This is a genomic window from Nonomuraea mangrovi, from assembly GCF_042681425.1.
Taxonomy (GTDB): Bacteria; Actinomycetota; Actinomycetes; order Streptosporangiales; family Streptosporangiaceae; genus Nonomuraea; species Nonomuraea mangrovi.
In genome coordinates, this window is the sequence record NZ_JBHUFV010000033.1 from 45,634 (window position 1) to 64,236 (window position 18,603).

The following is an 18,603-nucleotide window of genomic DNA, read 5'->3' on the forward strand; positions in this document are numbered from 1 at the left end:
GGCTGTCCGTATGGCGGCGGGCACCACGGCCCCATCCACGCCTTCCACAGGCCGCGGGTGCGAGGGCGGCTGTCCGTAGGGCGGCGGGCACGACGGCCCCGTCCACAGGCCAGCGAGTGCGACCGACGCCATCCACAGAACCACGCTCGCCCGAAACGTCCCCACCCCTCACCCGGCACCCTCATGCCCCATGAGCACCCACCTCACCGAACCGGCACTCACCCTGACCACGCCCGCCGACGTCCTGGCCGCCGTGCCGTACATCGTCGGCTTCCACCCGACCGACAGCCTGGTCGTCATCGGGCTGGCGGGCGGCGTCGGCCATGGCGAGATGCGCGTCTGCGCACGCTGGGACCTGCCGCTGTCGCCAGGCTCGCTGCGCCCCCTCGCCGCGCTGTTCGCCAGAGAGTCGATCACCCATCTCGTCGCCGTCGGGTACGGCACGCGCGCCCGTGTCACCTCTGCCGTCGACGAGCTCGGCTCCATCGCCAAATGGTGCGGCGTCGTCCCCTGCGAGGTCCTGCGCGCTCATGAGGGCCGCTACTGGTCGTACGTGTGCGACCTGCCCGACTGCTGTCCGCTGGACGGCACGCCGTACGACACCTCCACCAGCCAGATAGCCGCTGAAGCGACCGTGCAGGGCCTGGTCGCCCTACCCGATCGCTCCACCCTGGAGGCCACGATCGCGCCCCACGCGGGCCCCGTGCGGCTGTCGATGCGCCGGGCCACCGCGGGGGCCGTCGCCGCTCTCCGCGCCACCATGGCCTCCGCCCCCGACGCCGACCACTTCGCTCAGCGGTTCGTCGCCGAAGGTCTGGCCAGGGTCCGCGCCGCCATCGAGACCGCCAAGGCAGGGGCGAGGATCGAGGACAAGGAGGTCGCCCGCCTGGGGCTCGACCTGTCCGTGATCAGGATCCGTGACGAGGCCTGGACCCTCCTCGACGACGCCACTCAGCCCGCCCACCTCGCCCTCTGGAGGGACCTCACGCGGCGGCTCGAACCGCGCTTCGTCCCGCCTGCGGCCGCTCTCCTCGCGATGTCGGCCTGGCGCGGCGGCGAGTGCGTCCTCGCGACCATCGCCCTCGAACGCGCTTTGGCCATCGACCCCGGTTATTCGATGGCCAAGCTTCTGATGCACGCGCTCCAGCAACTCCTCTCGCCCGCCGTGCTGCGCGACCGCATGCCGAGTCCAGCCGAGCTCGACGCGGCCATGGGCGCGCCGCGGGCGAGCTGGTTGCTGCCGCTCACCGCCGTCCTCGACGAGAGAGAGGAGGCCCTCTCGTGAAGCCTTTCCGATTCACCCGAGCCGCGCGGTTCCACGACCGGCCAGCCGCTCAAGCTCGGCAATCCTCACGTCGAGCTCGGGAACATCGCCAGCCGGGCAGCGCGCCGTTGGGCCTGCTCCTCCGGATCGGGCACCAGAGCCGACAGCAGCAGCCGCCGCGTGTAGGGGTCGCGCGGATTCGTCGTGACCTGCTCGGCGTCTCCGGTCTCGACGATCCGGCCCTGCGCCATCACTGCCACGCGGTCGCTGACGTGCCGCACCACGGCCAGGTCGTGCGAGATGAACAGGTACGCCACCCCAGTGTCCCGCTGGATCTCGATGAGCAGGTCGAGCACCTGCGCCTGGGTGGACACGTCGAGCGCGCTCACCGGCTCGTCACAGATGATCAATCTGGGTCCCAGCGCCAGCGCGCGGGCGATGGCCACCCGCTGACGTTGCCCGCCGGACAGTTCGCGGGCCCGCCGCTCGCCGGTGCCGGCGGGCAGCCCCACCCTGTCGAGAAGCGACCTGATACGCCTGCCGGCATCGGCGGCGGTGTGACTCCCGGCCACGAGCAGCGGCTCGACGAGGATGTCGTGGATGCGCATGGCCGGGTTCAGCGAGCTGTACGGATCCTGGAACACCGCCTGCACGTCCCTCGCCCTCGCCTCGCGCGGAGCCGGAGGGCCGCCGGCGAACCGGATGGCGCCCCCGGTGATGGGGGCCAGTCCGAGCACCGCCCTGCCCAGCGTGGTCTTCCCAGAGCCCGACTCCCCGACCAGGCCGAGCGTCTTACCCGCGGCGAGGGCGAGACTGACCTCGCGCAGCACCCGCAGCGGCGGCCTGCGCCGGCCCCGCTGCCTGAAGTCCACGCACAGCCGATCCACCTCCAGCAGCGGCCCGCCGAAGACCAGCCCGCCTGTGACGGGTCCGCTTGGATCGGGTCTGCCTGCGATCGACCCGACTGGGATTGGCCCGTTTGGATTGGGTCGGCCCGGGTTCGGGCCGCTGACGGCGAGGCCGGGGACGGGCGCGGACCGTCCGGGATGCGCCTTCCCGTTGATCCGCGTCACCCGAGGTGCAGGGCGCCGGGGTGTCGCGTTGTGCGGGTTGGCGGCCAGCAGCGTGGCCGTGTACGGCTCGGCGGGCGCAGCGAACAGCCGGGCGGCGGGCGCCGTCTCCACGAGCCGGCCGTCCCGCATCACCGCCACGCGATCGCACATGTCCGCCACCACTCCCAGGTCATGGGTGACGATCAGCACAGCCATCCCGCGCTCGCGTTGCAGCGACCGCAGCAGATCGAGCACCTCCGCCTGCACCGTGACGTCGAGCGCGGTCGTCGGCTCGTCGGCTATCAGCAGGTCGGGATCGCAGGACACGGCACCCGCGATCAGCACCCGCTGCGCCGTGCCTCCGGAGATCTCGTGCGGGAACGACCGGTAGATCCGCGCGGGGTCCGCGATGCCGACCCTGGCCAGCAGGTCGAGCGCGCGCCGCTTCGCCTCGCGCCTGGACAGCCCGAGGTGGACGATGATCGGTTCGATGAGCTGGCTGCCGACCCTGAAGCTGGGGTCGAGGTTGGCCATGGGCTCCTGCGACACGTACCCGATGCGTCGGCCGCGCATCCGGTTGAGGTCCCGTTCGGACAGTCCGGTCAGCTCCGTGCCGTCGAACACGACGCCGCCGCCGGTGATCCGGCCTGTGCCGGGCAGCAGTCCGAGCGCGGCCAGCACGGTCTGCGTCTTGCCGGAGCCCGACTCGCCGACCAGCCCGAGCACCTCGCCCCGCCGTACCGCGAGCGACACCGCGTCGACGACCGTGACGGGACCATGGGCGACGGTCAGGCCGGTGATCGTCAGGAGGGCGTCAGTGTGAGGGGCGGGCGGCGCGGAGGCAGGGGGCGCTGCGGCGGGAGCACGGGCCGGTTCGAGGCCGTCGCGTACGGCGTTGCCCAGCAGGGTGACCGCGAGGACGGTGAGCGCGATGGCCGCGCCGGGCCAGATCGACAGCCATGGCGCGGTGAACACGTTGGTCGCGGCGTCGTTGAGCATCGCGCCCCAGCTGGGCGCGCCCGGCTCGCCGAGCCCGAGGAAGGTGATGCCCGCCTGGATCAGGATCGCCGCGCCGAACAGCAGCGGCGCCTGCACGACGACGGCCGACCTGACCACCGACAGCACGTGCCTGCGCACGATGCGCAGGTCGGACAGGCCGGAGACCTTCGCCGCGTCGATGTAGAGCTCGCCGCGCACCCGCTGAGTGGCGGCCCGGACGAGCCGGTAGATGGACGGCGAGGCCAGGAACCCGACGAAGACCATCATGCCGATCAGTCCCGGCCCGGCGACGGCGACGAACGCCAGCACCACGATGATGGCGGGCAACGCCATCATCAGGTTGAAGACCCAGCTCGCCACCGCGTCCACCCAGCGCGCGAAGTATCCGGCGAGCATGCCCGCCGTGACGCCCACCACGAGCGCGACGACCGTGGCCAGAAGCGCGCCGACCAGCGTGTCGCGGGCGCCGAACAGCAGCCGGCTCAGCACGTCCCTGCCGGAGCCGTCCGCGCCCATCGGGTGGGCGGCGCTCGGCGGGCCGAGCACGGCGGGCAGGTCGACGAAGTCGGCCGCATAGGGCGCGAGCAGGTCGGCCGCCGCCGCGGCGACACAGACGACCAGGAGGAACGCGGCGGACACCGCCGCGCCAGGCCGACCGAGCAGGCGCCTCATCGGATCCTCACTCTCGGGTCGAATCCAGCGGCGTGCAGGTCGTGTGGGCGCCTCACCTTCGGGTCGTGCCTGGCGGCGTGGGGGTCGGTGACCAGGCCGTGTGGGCGCGTCATCGGGTTCTCACCTTCGGGTCGTGCCTGGCGGCGTGGGGGTCGGTGACCAGGCCGTGTGGGCGCGTCATCGAGTTCTCACCTTCGGGTCGAGCCAGCCGACCAGCAGGTCGACGACCAGGTTGACGGCGAGCACGACGACGACGCCGACCACGACGACGCCGAGCACGACGGGAATGTCCGACCTACTGGCACTGGCGGAAGCGAGGCTGCCGAGCCCTTGGATGGCGAAGACCTGCTCGACCACGATCGCGCCACCGAACAGGCCGATGAACTGCAGGCTGACGACGGTCAGCGCGGTCGGCGCCGCATTGCGCAGCACGTGCCGCAGGAGCAACCGCCCGCGTGGCAGTCCGCGGCTGCGCAGCGTGCGCACGTAGTCCTGCGCGAGCACCGACGCCACCGCGCTGCGGGTCTGTGCCGCGATCGCGGCCACGGATCCGATGGCGATCGCCGTGACGGGCAGGATCAGCGACCTGATCCACTGCACGGGGCTCTGGCTGATCGACACGTAGCCGGTGGCGGGCAGCCATGGCAGGTTCACCGCGAACACGATGACGAGCAGCAGCGCGATCCACATGCCAGGTACGGCGAAGCCGATACTCGCCAGCACCTGGACCGTCCTGTCCACCCATCCGCCGCGGATGGCGGCGAGCATGCCGTACGCGATGCCGAGGAACGCCGAGACGAGCGTCGCCGGCACGGCGAGCGACGCGGTGATCGGCAGCCGTGCGGTGATCGTGTCGGCGACGGGCACGCCCGTGAACCAGGACACGCCGAGATCTCCGCGTACGGCGTCGCCGAGCCATGCCAGATACCGGACGCCCACCGGCCGATCCAGCCCCAGTTCATGCTGTTTGGCCACGAACTGGTCGGCCGTGGCGGTCACGCCGAGGATCTGCTGGGTGGGGTCGGGCACCAGACTGGTGAGTCCGAAGATGAGCGCGGTGATCACGATGAGGAGGACGGCCGCCGCGGCCAGCCGCCGTACCAGGAGCGCGCGCACCGGTCAGACCGCCGGCTGGTAGTCGCGAAGGAAGACGAAGAGCTGCGTGTCGGGCACGTCGATCTTCACCTTGCTCCTGTTCCAGACCAGGAGGCTGGTCGAGGAGTACAGCGGGGCGAACCAGGCCTGGTCGACGACGTAGGTGTTCAGCTCCTTGAACAGCTCCGCCTGCTTGGCCTCGTCGGCGACGGAGATCTCCTCCATCAGCTTCGAGATCGTCTGGTCGTCGACGTGGAACGGGTTGAACACCCCGCCCGCCGCGAGGAACAGGGAGGCGTCGATCCAGTTCTGGGTGGCGGTGTAGGTGTACATGAACGCCGGGTACGTGCCCGCCAGGTACTGCTGAGTGATCTGGTTGGTGGACACCGGTTTGTAGACGACCTTGATCCCGATCTGGGCGAGCTGCTGGGCGACGACCGGGTACAGCGTCGGCACGTAGGCGTTCTCGCTCGGCAGCGTGAGCGTGAACCCGTTCGGGTATCCGGCCTCGGCCAGCAGCTTCTTGGCCTTCGCGGGGTCGTAGGGGTATCGCGCGTTGAGCTCGTCGACGAAAGCGGGCGAGCCCGCCGCGAACATCTGCGTCGTCCGCCTGCCCGAGCCCCCGCCGACCGACCTGAGGATGCCCTCGGCGTCGAGGCCGTGGTTGATGGCCTGCCTGACCTTCAGCTTCGCCAGCGGCGGAGCGAGCTTGCCGGCGCGGTCGACGATCCACATGCCGAGGATGAGCCCCGTCATCTCCTTGTACTGCAGGCCGGCCGCCTTCGCGGCGTTCAGCCCCGACATGGGGATGCCGCCCGTGTCCACCTGGCCGCTCGTGGCGGCCGTGAGCATGGCGTTGGTGTCGGGCAGCGCCTTGACCTGCAGCTTGTCGAAGCCGTACGTCACCGGAAGGTTGTACTTCGCGTTGCGCGTGAAAGTGTAGGAGGAGCCGCGGGTGGATGCCGACAGATCGAGCAGGTAGGGGCCGCTGCCGACCGGGTTGGTCTTGAGTGTGCCGAACGCCTTCGGACTGGCGATCATGCCGGGCACGAGGCTCAGGTTGAACAGCAGTCCGGGGTCGGGTTTCTTCAGCTTGACCACGACCTCGGTGGGGTTCGTGACGTCGACGGATGCGACCGTTGCCAGCGCCGACTGGGTGGGACCCGTGGTGGCGCGGCCCCGGTCGAGGTTCGCCTTCACCGCGGCGGCGTCCAGCTTCGTGCCGTCGGAGAAGACCACGTTGTCACGCAGCTTCATGGTGAGCGTGGTCTTGCCGGTGTCGTACGTCCAGCCACTGGCCAGACCGGGCGTGATCGACAGGTCGGGGTTCAGGGTCGTGAGCGAGGAGTAGACGGCCTGCAGATAGACGACGGACGTCGCGCCCGCGCCCATCGCGGGATCCCAACTCGACACGTCGGCGGGCGCGGAGAGGGTCAGCACCTTCTCGCCGGCGGGCGCGGAGGTCGAGCCGCCGCCCGAACAGGCCGTGCCGAGCAGGGTGAGAACGGCGAGGGCGGCGACGGCGGCCGTTCGGTTGGAAACCGGCATGGATCCCCCTGGGGGTGAGGACGTGCAGCAACAAAAACTACCTATCAGTTGGTAGTGTTTTAACACCTGAAGCCCCGGTGATCGCAACCCCTTCGTAACGTGGAGTTCTCATGCGACCGGCACGTCGACGTGATCAGCCGCTCGACCCCGAGACCGCGGTTGTCGTCAGATCGCCGCCGGCTCGTACGGCACGCCCCAGGGTTCGTGCGTCCCCGTCTCGCGGTGTGCCGTGCCCGCCGGTTCGTCCAGCCCGTCGCAGGTTCGCAGTGCGGCGCACGATTCGCGTGGCACGTCGAGAGTGCGGGCGCGGCGGCACACAACGCGGTCGGTTCCCGACGGACACGACCCTCTCGCCCGCGAGAGGACGCGCCTGCGCATGGCCGGCCCCTTGGCCACCGCCAGGGGCCGTGCGCTACCGGAGCCGGGATTCGTGCGGCCCAAGAGTGAAGGAGGAAACACGGGAAGGCGGTGCGCGTACGATGTCGCGACCGCCGGGAAGAGCACCGCGCGGGAGCTGGGTCAGCCCAGATCCTCGCGCTTGCGGCGCTCGTTGTAGGCCCGCATGCGCGGCGGGTAGCCGGTCAACTGGACATCGTAGACAGGTAGCGCTAAGTCGCGCGCCACCTTGCGGATCACCTGGGGTGAGCCAACCCGGCGCCTGGTCCACTCGCCATCGTCGGCGATGGCGACGGCGGTCGTGTCAGTGGCGAAGGTCTCGGGCTCGACGAAGAACTCCACGCCGCGCCGCGACTTGGCGAAAGCGATGAGCGCCTCGATATCGGCGTCGGTCGCTTCACGGTCGAACTTCGCGACCTTGTTCCCGCGCCAGCGCCGCAGTCCGTAGCGGTCTCGCCATCTCATGCCTCCTTTTTATATCGTTCGCCGCCCTGCCGCGTCGGGGCTGTTATCGGGGAGAGATCGGGGTTTCTCCCGATGTACCCCAACGAGGGCGCGGAGGAGGATGACCTCAGATGGCCCGTCGAGGAAAGGCATGGCATTCATGGCATCGGCACAAACACCAGCGCCGACATCCCGGGGGCACGGCACGGTGCCGCCGATGGAGTTGCGCGTCACCAACCAGGACCGCGAGCACGTGGTCGAGCACGTCAAGGCGGCGTACGCCGAAGGACGGTTCGACAAGTACGAGTTCGACGAGCGCCTCGGCAGAGCCATGACCGCGCGCACCCACGGCGAACTCATGCCCATCATGACCGAGCTGTACGGCCCGCAGCGCAACTGGCAGTCGATCGCCGCGCCGCCCATGGCGGCTTCCCGCCCGATGCCCAAACCGCAGGGATTGCCGGCAGACGGCAACGAACGCGTCGGTGGCGCAGCGGCCCACCTGCTCGGCCTGCTCGGGCTGATCATCGTCGGACCGCTGATCCTGCTGCTCACAGGCGGCAAGACCTCGCCGTACATCCGGCACCACGCGGTCGAGGCGCTGAACTTCCACCTGACCGTGCTGGGCGCGACGCTCCTGCTGCCGTTCACGATCGTGGGGGTCGTGCTCATCCCGGTGATCTGGGTCGCCGCGTTCGTCCTGGCGATCGTCGGTGGTGTGTCGGCGCTGGCCGAGAACGACTTCCGCTACCCGCTGACGGTCCGCCTGGTGAAGTGATCTCCCGCGCTCCGCGACCCTGAGCCGGTGCACCGCACGCGCGGGGCCGGGCACGTATGGGTTTGGCCGGGCACGGGTTCGGGCGGGAGCGGGCGGGGCCCGCGGGGTGCCGCCATACGGGGTGTCATGCGCGGGGTGCGTGCACGGGAGCCCCGTGCATGGGGTGCAGGGCGGACAGGCGCTGGGCGTGCCGCCATACGGAGTGTCGTGCCCGAGGGGGCGCTGTGCGGACGTCATGCACGGCAGATGCCGGGCACGCAGCGCGGGCGTGCACGGCACCGCCAAACGGGGGTGTCATACACGAGGGGGTGTGCGCGGAAGCTGTCCGCAGGGGGTGCCGGGCACGCAATGACTGGGCATGCCGGGCGCCGCCACCCGCAGCACCCCCGAGCAGGCCGTGCACGAGCAGGCTGTGCACGAGCAGGCTGTGCACAAGCAGGCTGTGCACAAGCAGGCTGTGCACGAGCAGCAGGCCGTGCGCGGATGTGGCGGCGCGAGTGGGGAGCGGCGCGGGGGCGAAGGTCGTGCGGTTGGGTGAGGGAGAGGGGCTTACCGCAGGACGACGGGCCAGGTGCCGATGTGGTGCGCGCTGTGCCGAGGGGGACACGCGGAGGAGCGCCGGGGGACGCACCCACGAGGGGTCGGGAGCGCGGGCGCGTGGACGAGGCTCGGAAGGGGGAACATCCGCGGAGCGGTGGGACGTCCGAACGGCAGAGAACGTCCGGCGGTCCAACGGCGGGGGGAAGCCTGCGGGGCGGTGGAACATCCAAACGGCGGTGGGAACGTCCCAACGGCGGTGGGAAGTCGGCGGGGCGGTGGAGACATCCAAACGGCGGCGGGAACGCCCGAATGCCGGTGGGGAGTCTGCGGGGCGGGGGGAAGTCGGCGGGGAACGGCGGCGGGAACGCCCGAATGCCGGTGGGGAGTCTGCGGGGCGGCGGGAACGCCTCAACAGCGGTGGGAACGTCCGAAATGCTGGCGGGAACGCCCGAATGTCAGTGGAGAGGTGGGAACGCCTCAACGGCGGTGGGAACGTCCGAAATGCCGATGGGAACGTCCGGACGGGCGATGGTGGGGGTGCGGCCGGGCGCCGTTGGTAGGTCTGGGGGGATGTGTCGTCCGACGGGGTCCGGCCGCGAGTAAGTTCCCGCAGGGGGAAGCGCCTAGGCCGCGAGGACCTGGTACTTGACGGTCATCACGCCCGCGCTCGTGCTCCCGATGGCGGAGAAGGCGGCCGCGGACAGGTCGAGGCATCGTCCGCCGGTGTAGGGTCCGCGGTCGTTGATGCGGACGACGACGGCCTTGCCGTTCGACGGGTTGATGACGCGGACCTTGCTGCCCAGCGGGAGCGACTTGTGCGCCGCGGTCATGGCCGACGGGTCGAAGCGTTCGCCGCTGGCCGTCATCTGGGGCTCGTCGTAGAACGAGGCGCCACACCTGCCTGTGGAGATCACGCGCGCCCTCTGCTTGGCGGGCCTGTCGGCGACCTTGGATGACTCGGCCGAGGTGGCGTGCTTGGACGTCGCGTTCTTCTCGCCGTTCGCGGACGACGCGCGGTCTGCGGACGACGTGGAGGAAGACCCGCGGTCCACGTTCGATGTGGAGGAAGACCCGCGCGCGGAGTCCGAGGCGGTCTCCCGGGCCGAAGCCGAAGCCGAGGGGGTGACCCGCGGGGTGGGGGAGACCGAAGGGGAGGTGGCGGCCGAGGTCGACGCGGAGGGGGAGGCCGAGGCGGTCCGGGTCGAGGCGGCGGAAGGGGAGAGCGACGGGGTGCCGGTGGGCGAGCTTCCCGGTGCGACGGCCGCGGCGAGGCCCACGGCCGAGGTCTCGGGCGAGTCGCCGTTGGCGACGGCGGCCCATGCGGTGGTCGAGGCGGCGGCCAGTACGGCGGCGCCTGCCGCGACGGTCGTCCAGCGACGCCTGCCGGGGGCCATGAGACGGCCGAGCGGGTTCTTGCGTGACGACTCGGTCGAATGCTGACCCAAGGGAAACCACGGTCCTAGATAGGGGATAGGACAGGGAAAGGCCAGACGGGCAGGGGTGGGGGACACGCGTCGGCCGGATCCCTGGGCGAGGCGACGAGCGCTTCGCAACGCGCCGAACATACGTGACAAAGAGGAGGTAAAGGCAACCTAATGGGACATTCCGTGACATATCCCACTTTGGTCACGAAAGGGTTGCCGACGATCGACACTACGCCCTTGATCTTGGGTTTTATCGAGAACCGCACGATCCGGAACGTGGGCGGACGGCCCCATCGTGAGGCGTCGGACTCTGGTAGGCGTCCGCTCCCGGACGCTCTGGCGGGTGTCTGAATCGCGGCTGCCGGACTGTGGCGGACGCACCGAATCAGGGATGTCGCACCTCGCGGGCGTCCGAATCGCAGGGCGTCGCCTGCCGGCGTGCTGCCGGCCGAAGGGAGGCGCGCTGCCCGGCCGAAAGGGGAGGCGTGCTGCTCGGTCGAAAGGGGAGGCGTGCCGCTCGGCTGAAGCGAGGCGTGCTGCCCGGCTGAAGGGAGATTGGCTTGAGGCTCAGTCGGCCGGGAGGAGGGCTGACGCAAGAGGCGTGGTCGGACAGGCCGCCGGACCCAAGAAGCGCGCTGGTCTGAGAGGAGGGCTGGACCCCGGGCGGCCGACCTGGAAGCCGGGTTACAGCATCAGGGAGCGCACGGTCTCCACCGTGTCGGCGTCCTCGGCACGCTTGTCCGGCCGGTACCGCAGGACTCGCGCGAACCGTAGCGCCATCCCGCCCGGATAACGGGGCGAGCGCTGGACGCCGTCGAAGGCGATCTCCACGACCAGTTCGGGCCTGAGCGCGACCGTCCAGCCGTCGGTGGGGCCGTCGGCGATCTCCAGGAAGCGTTCGGTCTGCCAGGCAAGCAGCTCGTCGGTCAGCCCCTTGAACGTCTTGCCCAGCATGACGAACGCCCCGCTGTCAGGGTCGCGGGCGCCCAGGTGGAGGTTGGACAGCTTGCCCTCGCGCCGGCCGTGGCCCCATTCGGCGGCCAGCACGACCAGGTCGAGCGTGTGGCGGGGTTTGACCTTGATCCAGCCCGCCCCGCGCCGGCCGGCCGCATAGGGGGAGGTGAGGGACTTGGCGACCAGGCCCTCGTGGCCGCGCCGTACGACTTCGGCGAAGAAGGACTCGGCGGCGGGCAGGTCGCCGGTGACCAGGCGAGGGGTGAGCAGCTCCGGGGGAACGGCCGTGGCGAGCCGCTGCTGGCGCTCACCGTACGGCAGGTCGAGCAGGTCGGCGCCGTCGACCCTGAGCGCGTCGAAGAAGAAGACGCTGAGCGGGGTCTCCTCGCGCAACCTGGGCACGCCGGTCTTGCTGCTGACCCTGCTGGCGGTCACCTGGAACGGCTGGGGGCGGCCGTCGGGACGCAGCGCGATGACCTCGCCGTCGAGCACCAGATCGGTCGAGGGCAGCGCGAGCACCGCCTCGACCAGTTCGGGGACCTGGTCGGTGATGTCGTCGAGGGTGCGGGTGAAGACCCTGACGTCGTCGCCCGAGCGGTGCGTCTGCACGCGGACGCCGTCGAGCTTCCACTCCAGCGCCGCTTCGCCGCCGATCTTCTCGAGCACGGCGGCGACGTTGGGCGCGCTGCCGGCGAGCATGGGGGCGACGGGGCGGCCCACCTCCAGCTTGAAGGCGCGCAACGCCTCGACGCCGCCGGACAGCGCGGCCGCGCCGACAGCGGGGAGCCAGCCGCGCAGGGTGAGCGCGCGCCGTACGTCGGCCGAGGCCGCGTCTGAGGCCTTCGCGATGGCCTCGATCATGACGCCGTCGAGCGCGCCCTGCCGCAGCTCACCGGAGAGCAGCCGCAGCAGGAAGGACTGCTCCTGGCTCGTGACGGCGGTGAACAGCTCCTCGACCATGGCCTTGCGCGCGGCCTGCGAACCGGGGCCCGAGACGGCCTTGATGCGGGTCAGGAGGGCGTCGACGTCGGTGAGGGTGGCGGTGGCGACGAGTTTGGGCGAGGGCGGGTCCTGCAGCGTGCGCCAGCCGACCCCGATCTGGCGCTGGGGGAGCTCACCGGACAGGTACGCGATCGCGATCTCCGCCTCGTCGGCGCCGACCCGGCTCAGTAGCTCGGCCAGGTGACCGATCTTGCCCAGCCGGGCGGAGGTCCTGGCCACGGCCTCGGAGACGCGGACGACGTCGATCAGTAGCACACCGCTTATGTTGCCCTACGGAACCGACAAAAGTCGCGCCCGCCCTGCCCCTGAGAGGGCGGGCCCTGCTGCCGGCGCGCGGCCGGGGTTCCGGGCGGGGTACGGCCGGGTTGCCCGGCGTGTGGCACGTGCGATGCGCTCCCGGCCGTGGCGGTTCGCTGGGGCGGCCGGTGGGGTCCGGCCCTGCCCGCCTGCGTGCGGCCGGTGTTTACCGGCGTCAGGCGGTGGGTGCCACGCGCGTGATGGGGTGCTTCCTGCCCGTCTGCGTCGGCTGGGGTTTCCGGGGTGAGGTGTGGCCCTGCCCGTTTGCGTGCGGCTGGGGTTTCCGGGCTGAGGCGCGGCCCTGCCCGTCTGCGTGCGGCAGGGATTTCCGGGGTGGGATGCGGCCCGGCCCGTCTGCGTGCGGCAGGGATTTCCGGGGGTGCGGTCCGCCTTCCCGCTGGGGCACGCGTGGGTCGCGGAGCTGGCCGCCGCCGAGGGCAAGGGGTGCCGAGCAGCCGGGGGCGAGGGCGCCGGGCGAGGGTCGGGCGGGGAGTGTGGGGTACGGCGGGCCGTACCCCACGTGGTGTGCGGGTCAGCGCACGCCGAGCAGGTCGACGACGAAGATGAGCGTCTCGCCCGGCTTGATGGCCCGGCCGGCGCCGCGGTCGCCGTAGCCGAGGTGCGGCGGGATGACGAGCTTGCGCCGCCCCCCGACCTTCATCCCCGCCACGCCCTGGTCCCAGCCCGCGATGACGCGGCCACCGCCGAGCGGGAACTCGAACGGCGTGCCGCGGTTCCAAGACGAGTCGAACTCCTCGCCCGAGGAGAAGGAGACGCCGACGTAGTGCACCTGGACGCTGTGTCCAGCCTTGGCCTCGGGGCCGTCCCCCTCAACGATGTCGACGATCTCCAGGTCGGCGGGCGGGTTGCCCTCCGGGAAATCGATCTCCGGCTTCTCGAGTGCCACGATGTTCTCCTTGGTGGATGTCTTCTGACGGACAGACTCTATGGCAGCCCGCCACGCGGCCGGAGAACGCGCCCCGCCCGCGGGCGGATCGTGGCCGGCCGCGCCGGTCCGTGGTGAACTGATCGCATGGCCACCTCGCTGAGCGGACGAGTCGCTGTGATCACCGGCGCGGCGGGGCGCGTCGCCGAGACGCTCGCGGAGCTGGGCGCGACTCTCGTGGTCGCCGGTCCTGCGCCGGGGATGAGATCGGTCGCCGGTCCTGCGCCGGGGATGAGATCGGTCGCCGGTCCTGCGCCGGGGGTGAGGCAGGCCGCCGGTCCTGCGCCGGGGGTGAGGCAGGCCGCCGATCTGGCCCTGACGCTGGACCTGGCCGATCCGATGGCGCTCAACGTGCTGGCGACGGCCGTCGAGGAGCGTCACGGCAGGATCGACCTGCTGGTCGCCGCCGCGACGGGGACGACGATGGCGCCGTTCGAGTCGGTGACGGCCGGGGCGGAACGTGCTCTGGTCGAGGAGAACTTCACCGGCGTCACCACGGTGATCAGGCGGCTGCTGCCGTTGATGGGCGGCGGCTCGTCGATCGCCGTTCTCGTGCCCGAGGAGGCCCGCCACGCTCTCGACGCCGCCATGAAAGCCGCCGTCGAGAGCCTGTGCGAGGCGTTGTCGGTGGAGCTGGCCCCGCGCGGCGTCGGTGTCGGCGCCTTCACGGAGGCCGCCGCCTACCAGCTCTGGTGCAGCGGCATGCCCTCGGTGTAGCCGGACGAGCTCTGGATGCCGACCACGGCCCGCTCGTGGAACTCCTCCAGGTTCGTCGCCCCCGCGTAGGTGCACGAGGAGCGCAGGCCCGCCACGATCGCGTCGATCTGGTCCTCGACGCTGGGCCGCTGCGCGTCGAGGTACATGCGGGAGGTGGAGATGCCCTCCTCGAACAGCGCCTTGCGGGCCCGTTCGAAGGGGCTGTCCTCGGCGGTGCGCAGCCGTACGGCCCGCGCCGAGGCCATCCCGAAGTTCTCCTTGTACTTGCGCCCGTCGGCGTCGGTGCGGGCGTCGCCCGGCGACTCGTAGGTGCCGGCGAACCACGAGCCGATCATGACGTTGGCCGCGCCCGCGGCCAGCGCGAGGGCCACGTCGCGCGGGTGCCGTACCCCTCCGTCGGCCCACACGTGCCGGCCGAGGCGGCGTGCCTCGGCAGCGCACTCGAGGACGGCGGAGAACTGTGGCCTGCCCACGCCCGTCATCATCCTGGTGGTACACATGGCGCCGGGGCCGACGCCCACCTTGAGGATGTCGGCGCCGGCGTCGACCAGGTCGCGGACGCCCTCGGCCGTCACCACGTTGCCGGCGGCGACGGGCACGCCGGGGTCGAGCGCCCTGACGGCGCGCAGCGCGGAGATCATCTTCTCCTGGTGGCCGTGGGCGGTGTCGACGACGAGGCAGTCGACGCCTGCGTCGAGCAGTTCCTTGGCCTTGGCGGCCACGTCGCCGTTGACGCCGACGGCGGCCGCGACGCGCAGCCTGCCCCTGGCGTCGAGCGCGGGCTGGTAGAGGGTGGCGCGCAGCGCGCCGGTGCGGGTCAGGATGCCGACGAGGCGGCCCTCGCCGTCGACGATGGGCGCCAGGCGGTGACGGCCCTCGTGCAGCATGTCGAAGGCCTCGCGGGGATCGAGTCCCGCGGGCAGCGTGAGCAGGTTGGCCGACATCACCTGCGAGAGCTGGGTGAACATGTCGACCCCGTGGCAGTCGGCCTCGGTGACCACCCCGACGGGGCGGTTGTCCCAGTCGACGACGATGACCGCGCCGTGCGCCCGCTTCGGCAGCAGCGCCAGCGCCTCGCCGACGGTGTCGTGCGGGGTGAGCGTGAGCGGCGTGTCATGCACGAGGTCACGCTTCTTCACCCAGTCGACGACGTCGGCGACCACGTCGATCGGGATGTCCTGCGGGATGACCGCCATGCCGCCCCTGCGGGCGACGGTCTCGGCCATGCGACGGCCCGCGACCGCCGTCATGTTGGCGACCACGAGGGGCAGGGTGGTACCCGTGCCGTCGTTGGTCGACAGGTCGACCGCGAGCCTGGAGCCGATCGAGGACCGCGACGGGACCATGAACACGTCGCTGTAGGTCAGGTCGTATGACGGCTCGAGTCCGTTGAGAAACTTCACGTTCGTCCATCCTACTTGCGAAAACCGGACATGCCGCGCAGGTGGACGGGGCATGCACCGACTGGTTCACCAAGGGTCTTTCCCGCTTTCGATGGCCATATGATCTGCGGGATGGCTCTGGGGGATGGAGGACGCGTTGGACGTCGTTGAGCGGTCGGAGCTGCTGGTCGTGGGGCTTGCCGTACGGACCACGAACGCCGATGAGATGGACCCGTCGAGGGCGAGGCTGCCGGGGCTGTGGCAGCGGGCGGGGGCGCCCGGGGCCTTCGCGCACGTGCCGGGTCGCCTGGACGAAAACCTTTACGCGGTGTTGACCGACTACGAGAGCGATCACCACGGCGCGTACACGCAGATCGTCGGGGTCGGCGTGCGGACCGTTCCACGGCTGCCCGAGGGCATGGTGGCGGTACGGGTGCCCGCGGGAAAAGCCCTGAAGGTGGAGGCCAGGGGGCAGATGCCGCAGGCCATCGTCGACGCGTGGCAGCGGGTGTGGAAGCACACCGAGTCCGGCGGCACCCCGGCCAGGTCGTTCACCACCGACCTGGAGGTGCACCACCCGGCGGGAGCCGATCTCTACGTCGCGGTGTGAGGCCCGGCCCCGCGGCCGCAGGCGAGGGCGACGGGGCGGGCGTGCCGAGCTTCAGCCCGGGTGTCCCCGTACCGTGCGGGGATCACTCGTCGTCATCGGGCGGGTCGGCCACGGTCCAGGCCGCGATGAGCAGCGGGATCGTGTAGTGCGTCACGAACAGCGTCAGTGCCAGCGGCGCCACCAGGGCCGTCGGCACGGTCAGCGTGAGCCGATCCCCGTAGCTCCAGAAGTTGGCCAGCACGAACAGCGAGCCGAGCACCAGGCTGGTGGCGCGGTGGGCGGAGGTGTAGGCCCTGCGCCGGTCGTGCAGCTGCCGCTCGTCGAGCAGCCGCTCGGGCAGGTACAGCACACCCCTGGTGGCCGTGTGGAGCCAGCCGACCACAGGCAGGCCGACCAGCAGGCTGATCCCGAACATCGACAGGTAGACGTTGCGGGCCAGGTCGCTCGGCGCATGGCGGGCGATGATCACCAGCCCTGCCCACAGCACCACGAGCGCCGCCGCGGCGACCACGACCAGGCGGCGCCGGGCGGGCCTGGTCGACCACAGCCGGCTCGCCGGCATGTTCTCCAGGCGCTCGCGCCGTTTCTCCCACGTTCCCATCATGACCCCAGCCTGGCGAACGGATGGAGGGAGAAGACGACCTCCACCGGCACCTCGAAATATTCGGCGATCTTCAGCGCGAGGAAGAGCGAGGGGCTGTACTCGCCGCGTTCCAGGTAGCCGACCGTCTGGTAGTGCACACCCAGCGCCGCGGCCAGGTCCTTGCGGGAGATCCCCCGCTCGGCCCTGAGCATCGGGATCCTGTTGTAGACGACCTCGTTCGACACCGGGAATCCTCACTTGCGAGTGACCCTGCGCAGCAGCCACGGTGCCAGCACCATACCGGCCACCGCCCACGCCCCCATCACCGTCGCCGCGGTGCCGAGCTCCCACGTTCGGTGCAGCTCGCCCGCCGCGGAGTCGAAGAAGGCCGCCCGGAGCGCGTGGCCCTGCCAGTAGAGCGGGAAGGCCTGCGCGATCCACTGCACCGCCTCGGGCATCATCCGCAGCGGGATCATCACCCCCGACATGATCATCAGGAGCATCGTCGGCAGTCCGATGATCGCGGCCGCGGCCTTCGCGGTCGGCAGCATGGCGCCGATCGCCGTGCCGAGCGGGACCACCGCGAGCGCGCCGAGCCCGAGCGCCCACAGCAGCGTCGGCCAGTCGGAGGGCGCTCCCAGCCCGCCGAGCGCGGCGCCGAGGGCCATCATGAGCGCCGAGTTCGCGACGATGTGCACCAGCAGCGAGACCGCCCTGCCCGTGACGTACACGGGCATGCCCTTCGGCAGCGCGCGCAGCCGCAGCAGCGCGCCCTCCTCCCTGTCGGCGGCGATCAGCGTCGGCAGCGACATCGTGCCCGCGGAGAACACGGTGAAGGCGATGAAGCCGACCGCCATGAAGGCGCTCATCCCGATCCCGCCACCGGCGGGGTTGTCGCCGATCCACAGCATCAGCAGGACGAACGTCACCATGCCGGCGAGCTGACCGCCGAGCTCCTTGCCGTCCCGCATGATCGAGCCCTGCTCGATGAGGCCGCGCCTCACTCCCAGCGTCAACGTGTTCACGCCGCGCTCCTTTCCACCAGGTTGAGGTAGCTCTCCTCGAGAGTCGGGCGCCTGATCTCCAGGCCGGGGACGGGCCCGCCGTACTGCTGGTGCAGCCGCCAGGCCAGCTCGGAGGGCTCGCCGGTCTGCTCGGCCCCGTCCCTCCAGCGCACCAGGGAGGGCGCCTGCACGGCGTCGGCCAGCTCGGCGGGCGTGCCGAACACCGCGATCCGTCCCTTCACCAGGACGGCGATGCGGTCGGCCAGCTTCTCGGCCTCCGCCAGGTCGTGCGTGGTGAGCACGATCGTCGTGTCGAGACCCTCGATCAGGTCGTGGAACTCCCTGCGCGCCTCAGGGTCGAAGCCCGTGGTCGGCTCGTCGAGGAAGAGCAGCTCCGGCCTGCCGACGATGCCGAGCGCCACGTCGAGCCTGCGCCGCTGGCCGCCGGACAGCTGACCGACCTTGGCGGCCGCCTGCCCGGCCAGGCCGAGCGCCCGCAGCAGCTCGCCGGTGTCCCAGGGGTCGGGGTAGTGCGCGGCGATGTGGTCGACCAGCGTGGCGACCCTCCAGCGGGGGTGGTCGCGCCAGTCCTGCAGAACCACGCCCAGTTTGGCCCTCCAGGTGTCGTCGCCCTTGGCGGGGTCCTCGCCGAGCACCTGGACCTCGCCGCCCATGCGGTGCCTGAAGCCTTCGAGGATCTCGATCGTGGTCGTCTTGCCCGCGCCGTTGGGCCCGAGGAGCGCCATGGTCTCGCCCCGCCGCACGTCCAGGTCGACGCCGCGCAGGACCTCGCGCTTGCCGTACGACATCCGCAGTCCGCGGACGCTCACCACAGTATCCATGCTCGAAAACGTAGTACATGTACTACATTTCAGACAACTCCTATGACGGCTCCG

At 71.0% G+C, this 18,603-nt stretch carries 17 protein-coding genes; 5 read left to right on the forward strand and 12 right to left on the reverse strand.

The window, feature by feature from the left end; translation table 11 throughout:
- Nucleotides 1-190: 190 nt before the first annotated feature.
- A complete protein-coding gene (locus ACFSKW_RS18745; protein WP_379573541.1) occupies nt 191-1,285 on the forward strand; it encodes a DUF4192 domain-containing protein in 1,095 nt (364 codons plus the stop codon).
- Between the two features lie 65 nt (nt 1,286-1,350).
- Here ACFSKW_RS18745 and ACFSKW_RS18750 read toward each other — a convergent pair whose 3' ends face one another.
- The 4 genes from ACFSKW_RS18750 to ACFSKW_RS18765 all read right to left on the reverse strand — a co-directional run bounded on the left by ACFSKW_RS18750 (nt 1,351) and on the right by ACFSKW_RS18765 (nt 7,491).
- Complete coding sequence (locus ACFSKW_RS18750) at nt 1,351-3,987, reverse strand: dipeptide ABC transporter ATP-binding protein (protein WP_379573542.1); 2,637 nt, start codon at nt 3,985-3,987, stop codon at nt 1,351-1,353.
- A gap of 177 nt (nt 3,988-4,164) precedes the next feature.
- Entirely contained in the window at nt 4,165-5,103 is a 939-nt protein-coding gene (locus ACFSKW_RS18755) for an ABC transporter permease (RefSeq protein WP_379573543.1), read from the reverse strand.
- A 3-nt stretch (nt 5,104-5,106) separates the two neighbouring features.
- Nucleotides 5,107-6,630 (reverse strand): ABC transporter substrate-binding protein, encoded by a 1,524-nt coding sequence (locus ACFSKW_RS18760; protein WP_379573544.1) that lies wholly within the window; start codon nt 6,628-6,630, stop codon nt 5,107-5,109.
- A gap of 519 nt (nt 6,631-7,149) precedes the next feature.
- Nucleotides 7,150-7,491, reverse strand: coding sequence for a hypothetical protein (locus tag ACFSKW_RS18765; protein ID WP_354916601.1), 342 nt, complete (start codon nt 7,489-7,491; stop codon nt 7,150-7,152).
- Nucleotides 7,492-7,687: 196 nt separating this feature from the next.
- On the opposite strand from ACFSKW_RS18765, the gene ACFSKW_RS18770 reads away from it, so the two are divergent.
- Nucleotides 7,688-8,248 (forward strand): DUF1707 and DUF4870 domain-containing protein, encoded by a 561-nt coding sequence (locus tag ACFSKW_RS18770; protein WP_379573545.1) that lies wholly within the window; start codon nt 7,688-7,690, stop codon nt 8,246-8,248.
- Between the two features lie 1,163 nt (nt 8,249-9,411).
- On the opposite strand, the gene ACFSKW_RS18775 is transcribed toward ACFSKW_RS18770, so the two are convergent.
- A complete protein-coding gene (locus ACFSKW_RS18775; protein ID WP_379573546.1) occupies nt 9,412-9,702 on the reverse strand; it encodes a septal ring lytic transglycosylase RlpA family protein in 291 nt (96 codons plus the stop codon).
- 61 nt (nt 9,703-9,763) lie between these two features.
- On the opposite strand from ACFSKW_RS18775, the gene ACFSKW_RS18780 reads away from it, so the two are divergent.
- Nucleotides 9,764-10,228 carry a hypothetical protein gene (locus ACFSKW_RS18780; RefSeq protein WP_379573547.1) on the forward strand — a complete coding sequence of 155 codons (465 nt, stop codon included), beginning with the start codon at nt 9,764-9,766 and terminating at the stop codon, nt 10,226-10,228.
- 668 nt (nt 10,229-10,896) lie between these two features.
- Here ACFSKW_RS18780 and ACFSKW_RS18785 read toward each other — a convergent pair.
- Nucleotides 10,897-12,423, reverse strand: coding sequence for an ATP-dependent DNA ligase (locus tag ACFSKW_RS18785; RefSeq protein ID WP_379573548.1), 1,527 nt, complete (start codon nt 12,421-12,423; stop codon nt 10,897-10,899).
- 574 nt (nt 12,424-12,997) lie between these two features.
- On the reverse strand, nt 12,998-13,372 hold the full coding sequence (locus ACFSKW_RS18790) for an FKBP-type peptidyl-prolyl cis-trans isomerase (RefSeq protein ID WP_379573549.1): 375 nt from the start codon (nt 13,370-13,372) through the stop codon (nt 12,998-13,000).
- 126 nt (nt 13,373-13,498) lie between these two features.
- Here ACFSKW_RS18790 and ACFSKW_RS18795 point away from each other — a divergent pair, with 126 nt between their 5' ends.
- Nucleotides 13,499-14,128 carry an SDR family NAD(P)-dependent oxidoreductase gene (locus ACFSKW_RS18795; RefSeq protein ID WP_379573550.1) on the forward strand — a complete coding sequence of 210 codons (630 nt, stop codon included), beginning with the start codon at nt 13,499-13,501 and terminating at the stop codon, nt 14,126-14,128.
- Here ACFSKW_RS18795 and ACFSKW_RS18800 read toward each other — a convergent pair.
- Nucleotides 14,092-15,531, reverse strand: a complete 1,440-nt coding sequence (locus tag ACFSKW_RS18800; RefSeq protein ID WP_379573551.1) for a GuaB1 family IMP dehydrogenase-related protein — start codon at nt 15,529-15,531, stop codon at nt 14,092-14,094. The two genes, ACFSKW_RS18795 and ACFSKW_RS18800, sit on opposite strands and share 37 nt — an antisense overlap.
- 136 nt (nt 15,532-15,667) lie before the next feature.
- On the opposite strand from ACFSKW_RS18800, the gene ACFSKW_RS18805 reads away from it, so the two are divergent.
- Nucleotides 15,668-16,120: a GyrI-like domain-containing protein gene (locus ACFSKW_RS18805; RefSeq protein WP_379573552.1), complete on the forward strand. Its 453-nt coding sequence runs from the start codon at nt 15,668-15,670 to the stop codon at nt 16,118-16,120.
- 82 nt (nt 16,121-16,202) lie between these two features.
- Here the strand turns inward: ACFSKW_RS18805 and ACFSKW_RS18810 are convergent, their stop codons facing one another.
- From ACFSKW_RS18810 to ACFSKW_RS18825, 4 genes are read right to left on the reverse strand one after another with little or no spacing between them, the layout of a single operon-like run.
- Nucleotides 16,203-16,724 carry a hypothetical protein gene (locus ACFSKW_RS18810; RefSeq protein ID WP_379573553.1) on the reverse strand — a complete coding sequence of 174 codons (522 nt, stop codon included), beginning with the start codon at nt 16,722-16,724 and terminating at the stop codon, nt 16,203-16,205.
- Nucleotides 16,721-16,915 carry a helix-turn-helix transcriptional regulator gene (locus ACFSKW_RS18815; protein WP_203946469.1) on the reverse strand — a complete coding sequence of 65 codons (195 nt, stop codon included), beginning with the start codon at nt 16,913-16,915 and terminating at the stop codon, nt 16,721-16,723. Before ACFSKW_RS18815 ends, ACFSKW_RS18810 begins: the two co-directional genes overlap by 4 nt.
- 42 nt (nt 16,916-16,957) lie before the next feature.
- A complete protein-coding gene (locus ACFSKW_RS18820; protein ID WP_379573554.1) occupies nt 16,958-17,728 on the reverse strand; it encodes an ABC transporter permease in 771 nt (256 codons plus the stop codon).
- A complete protein-coding gene (locus tag ACFSKW_RS18825) occupies nt 17,725-18,549 on the reverse strand; it encodes an ABC transporter ATP-binding protein (protein ID WP_379573555.1) in 825 nt (274 codons plus the stop codon). The genes ACFSKW_RS18820 and ACFSKW_RS18825 overlap by 4 nt, the downstream gene beginning before the upstream one ends.
- Between the last annotated feature and the right edge of the window lie 54 nt (nt 18,550-18,603).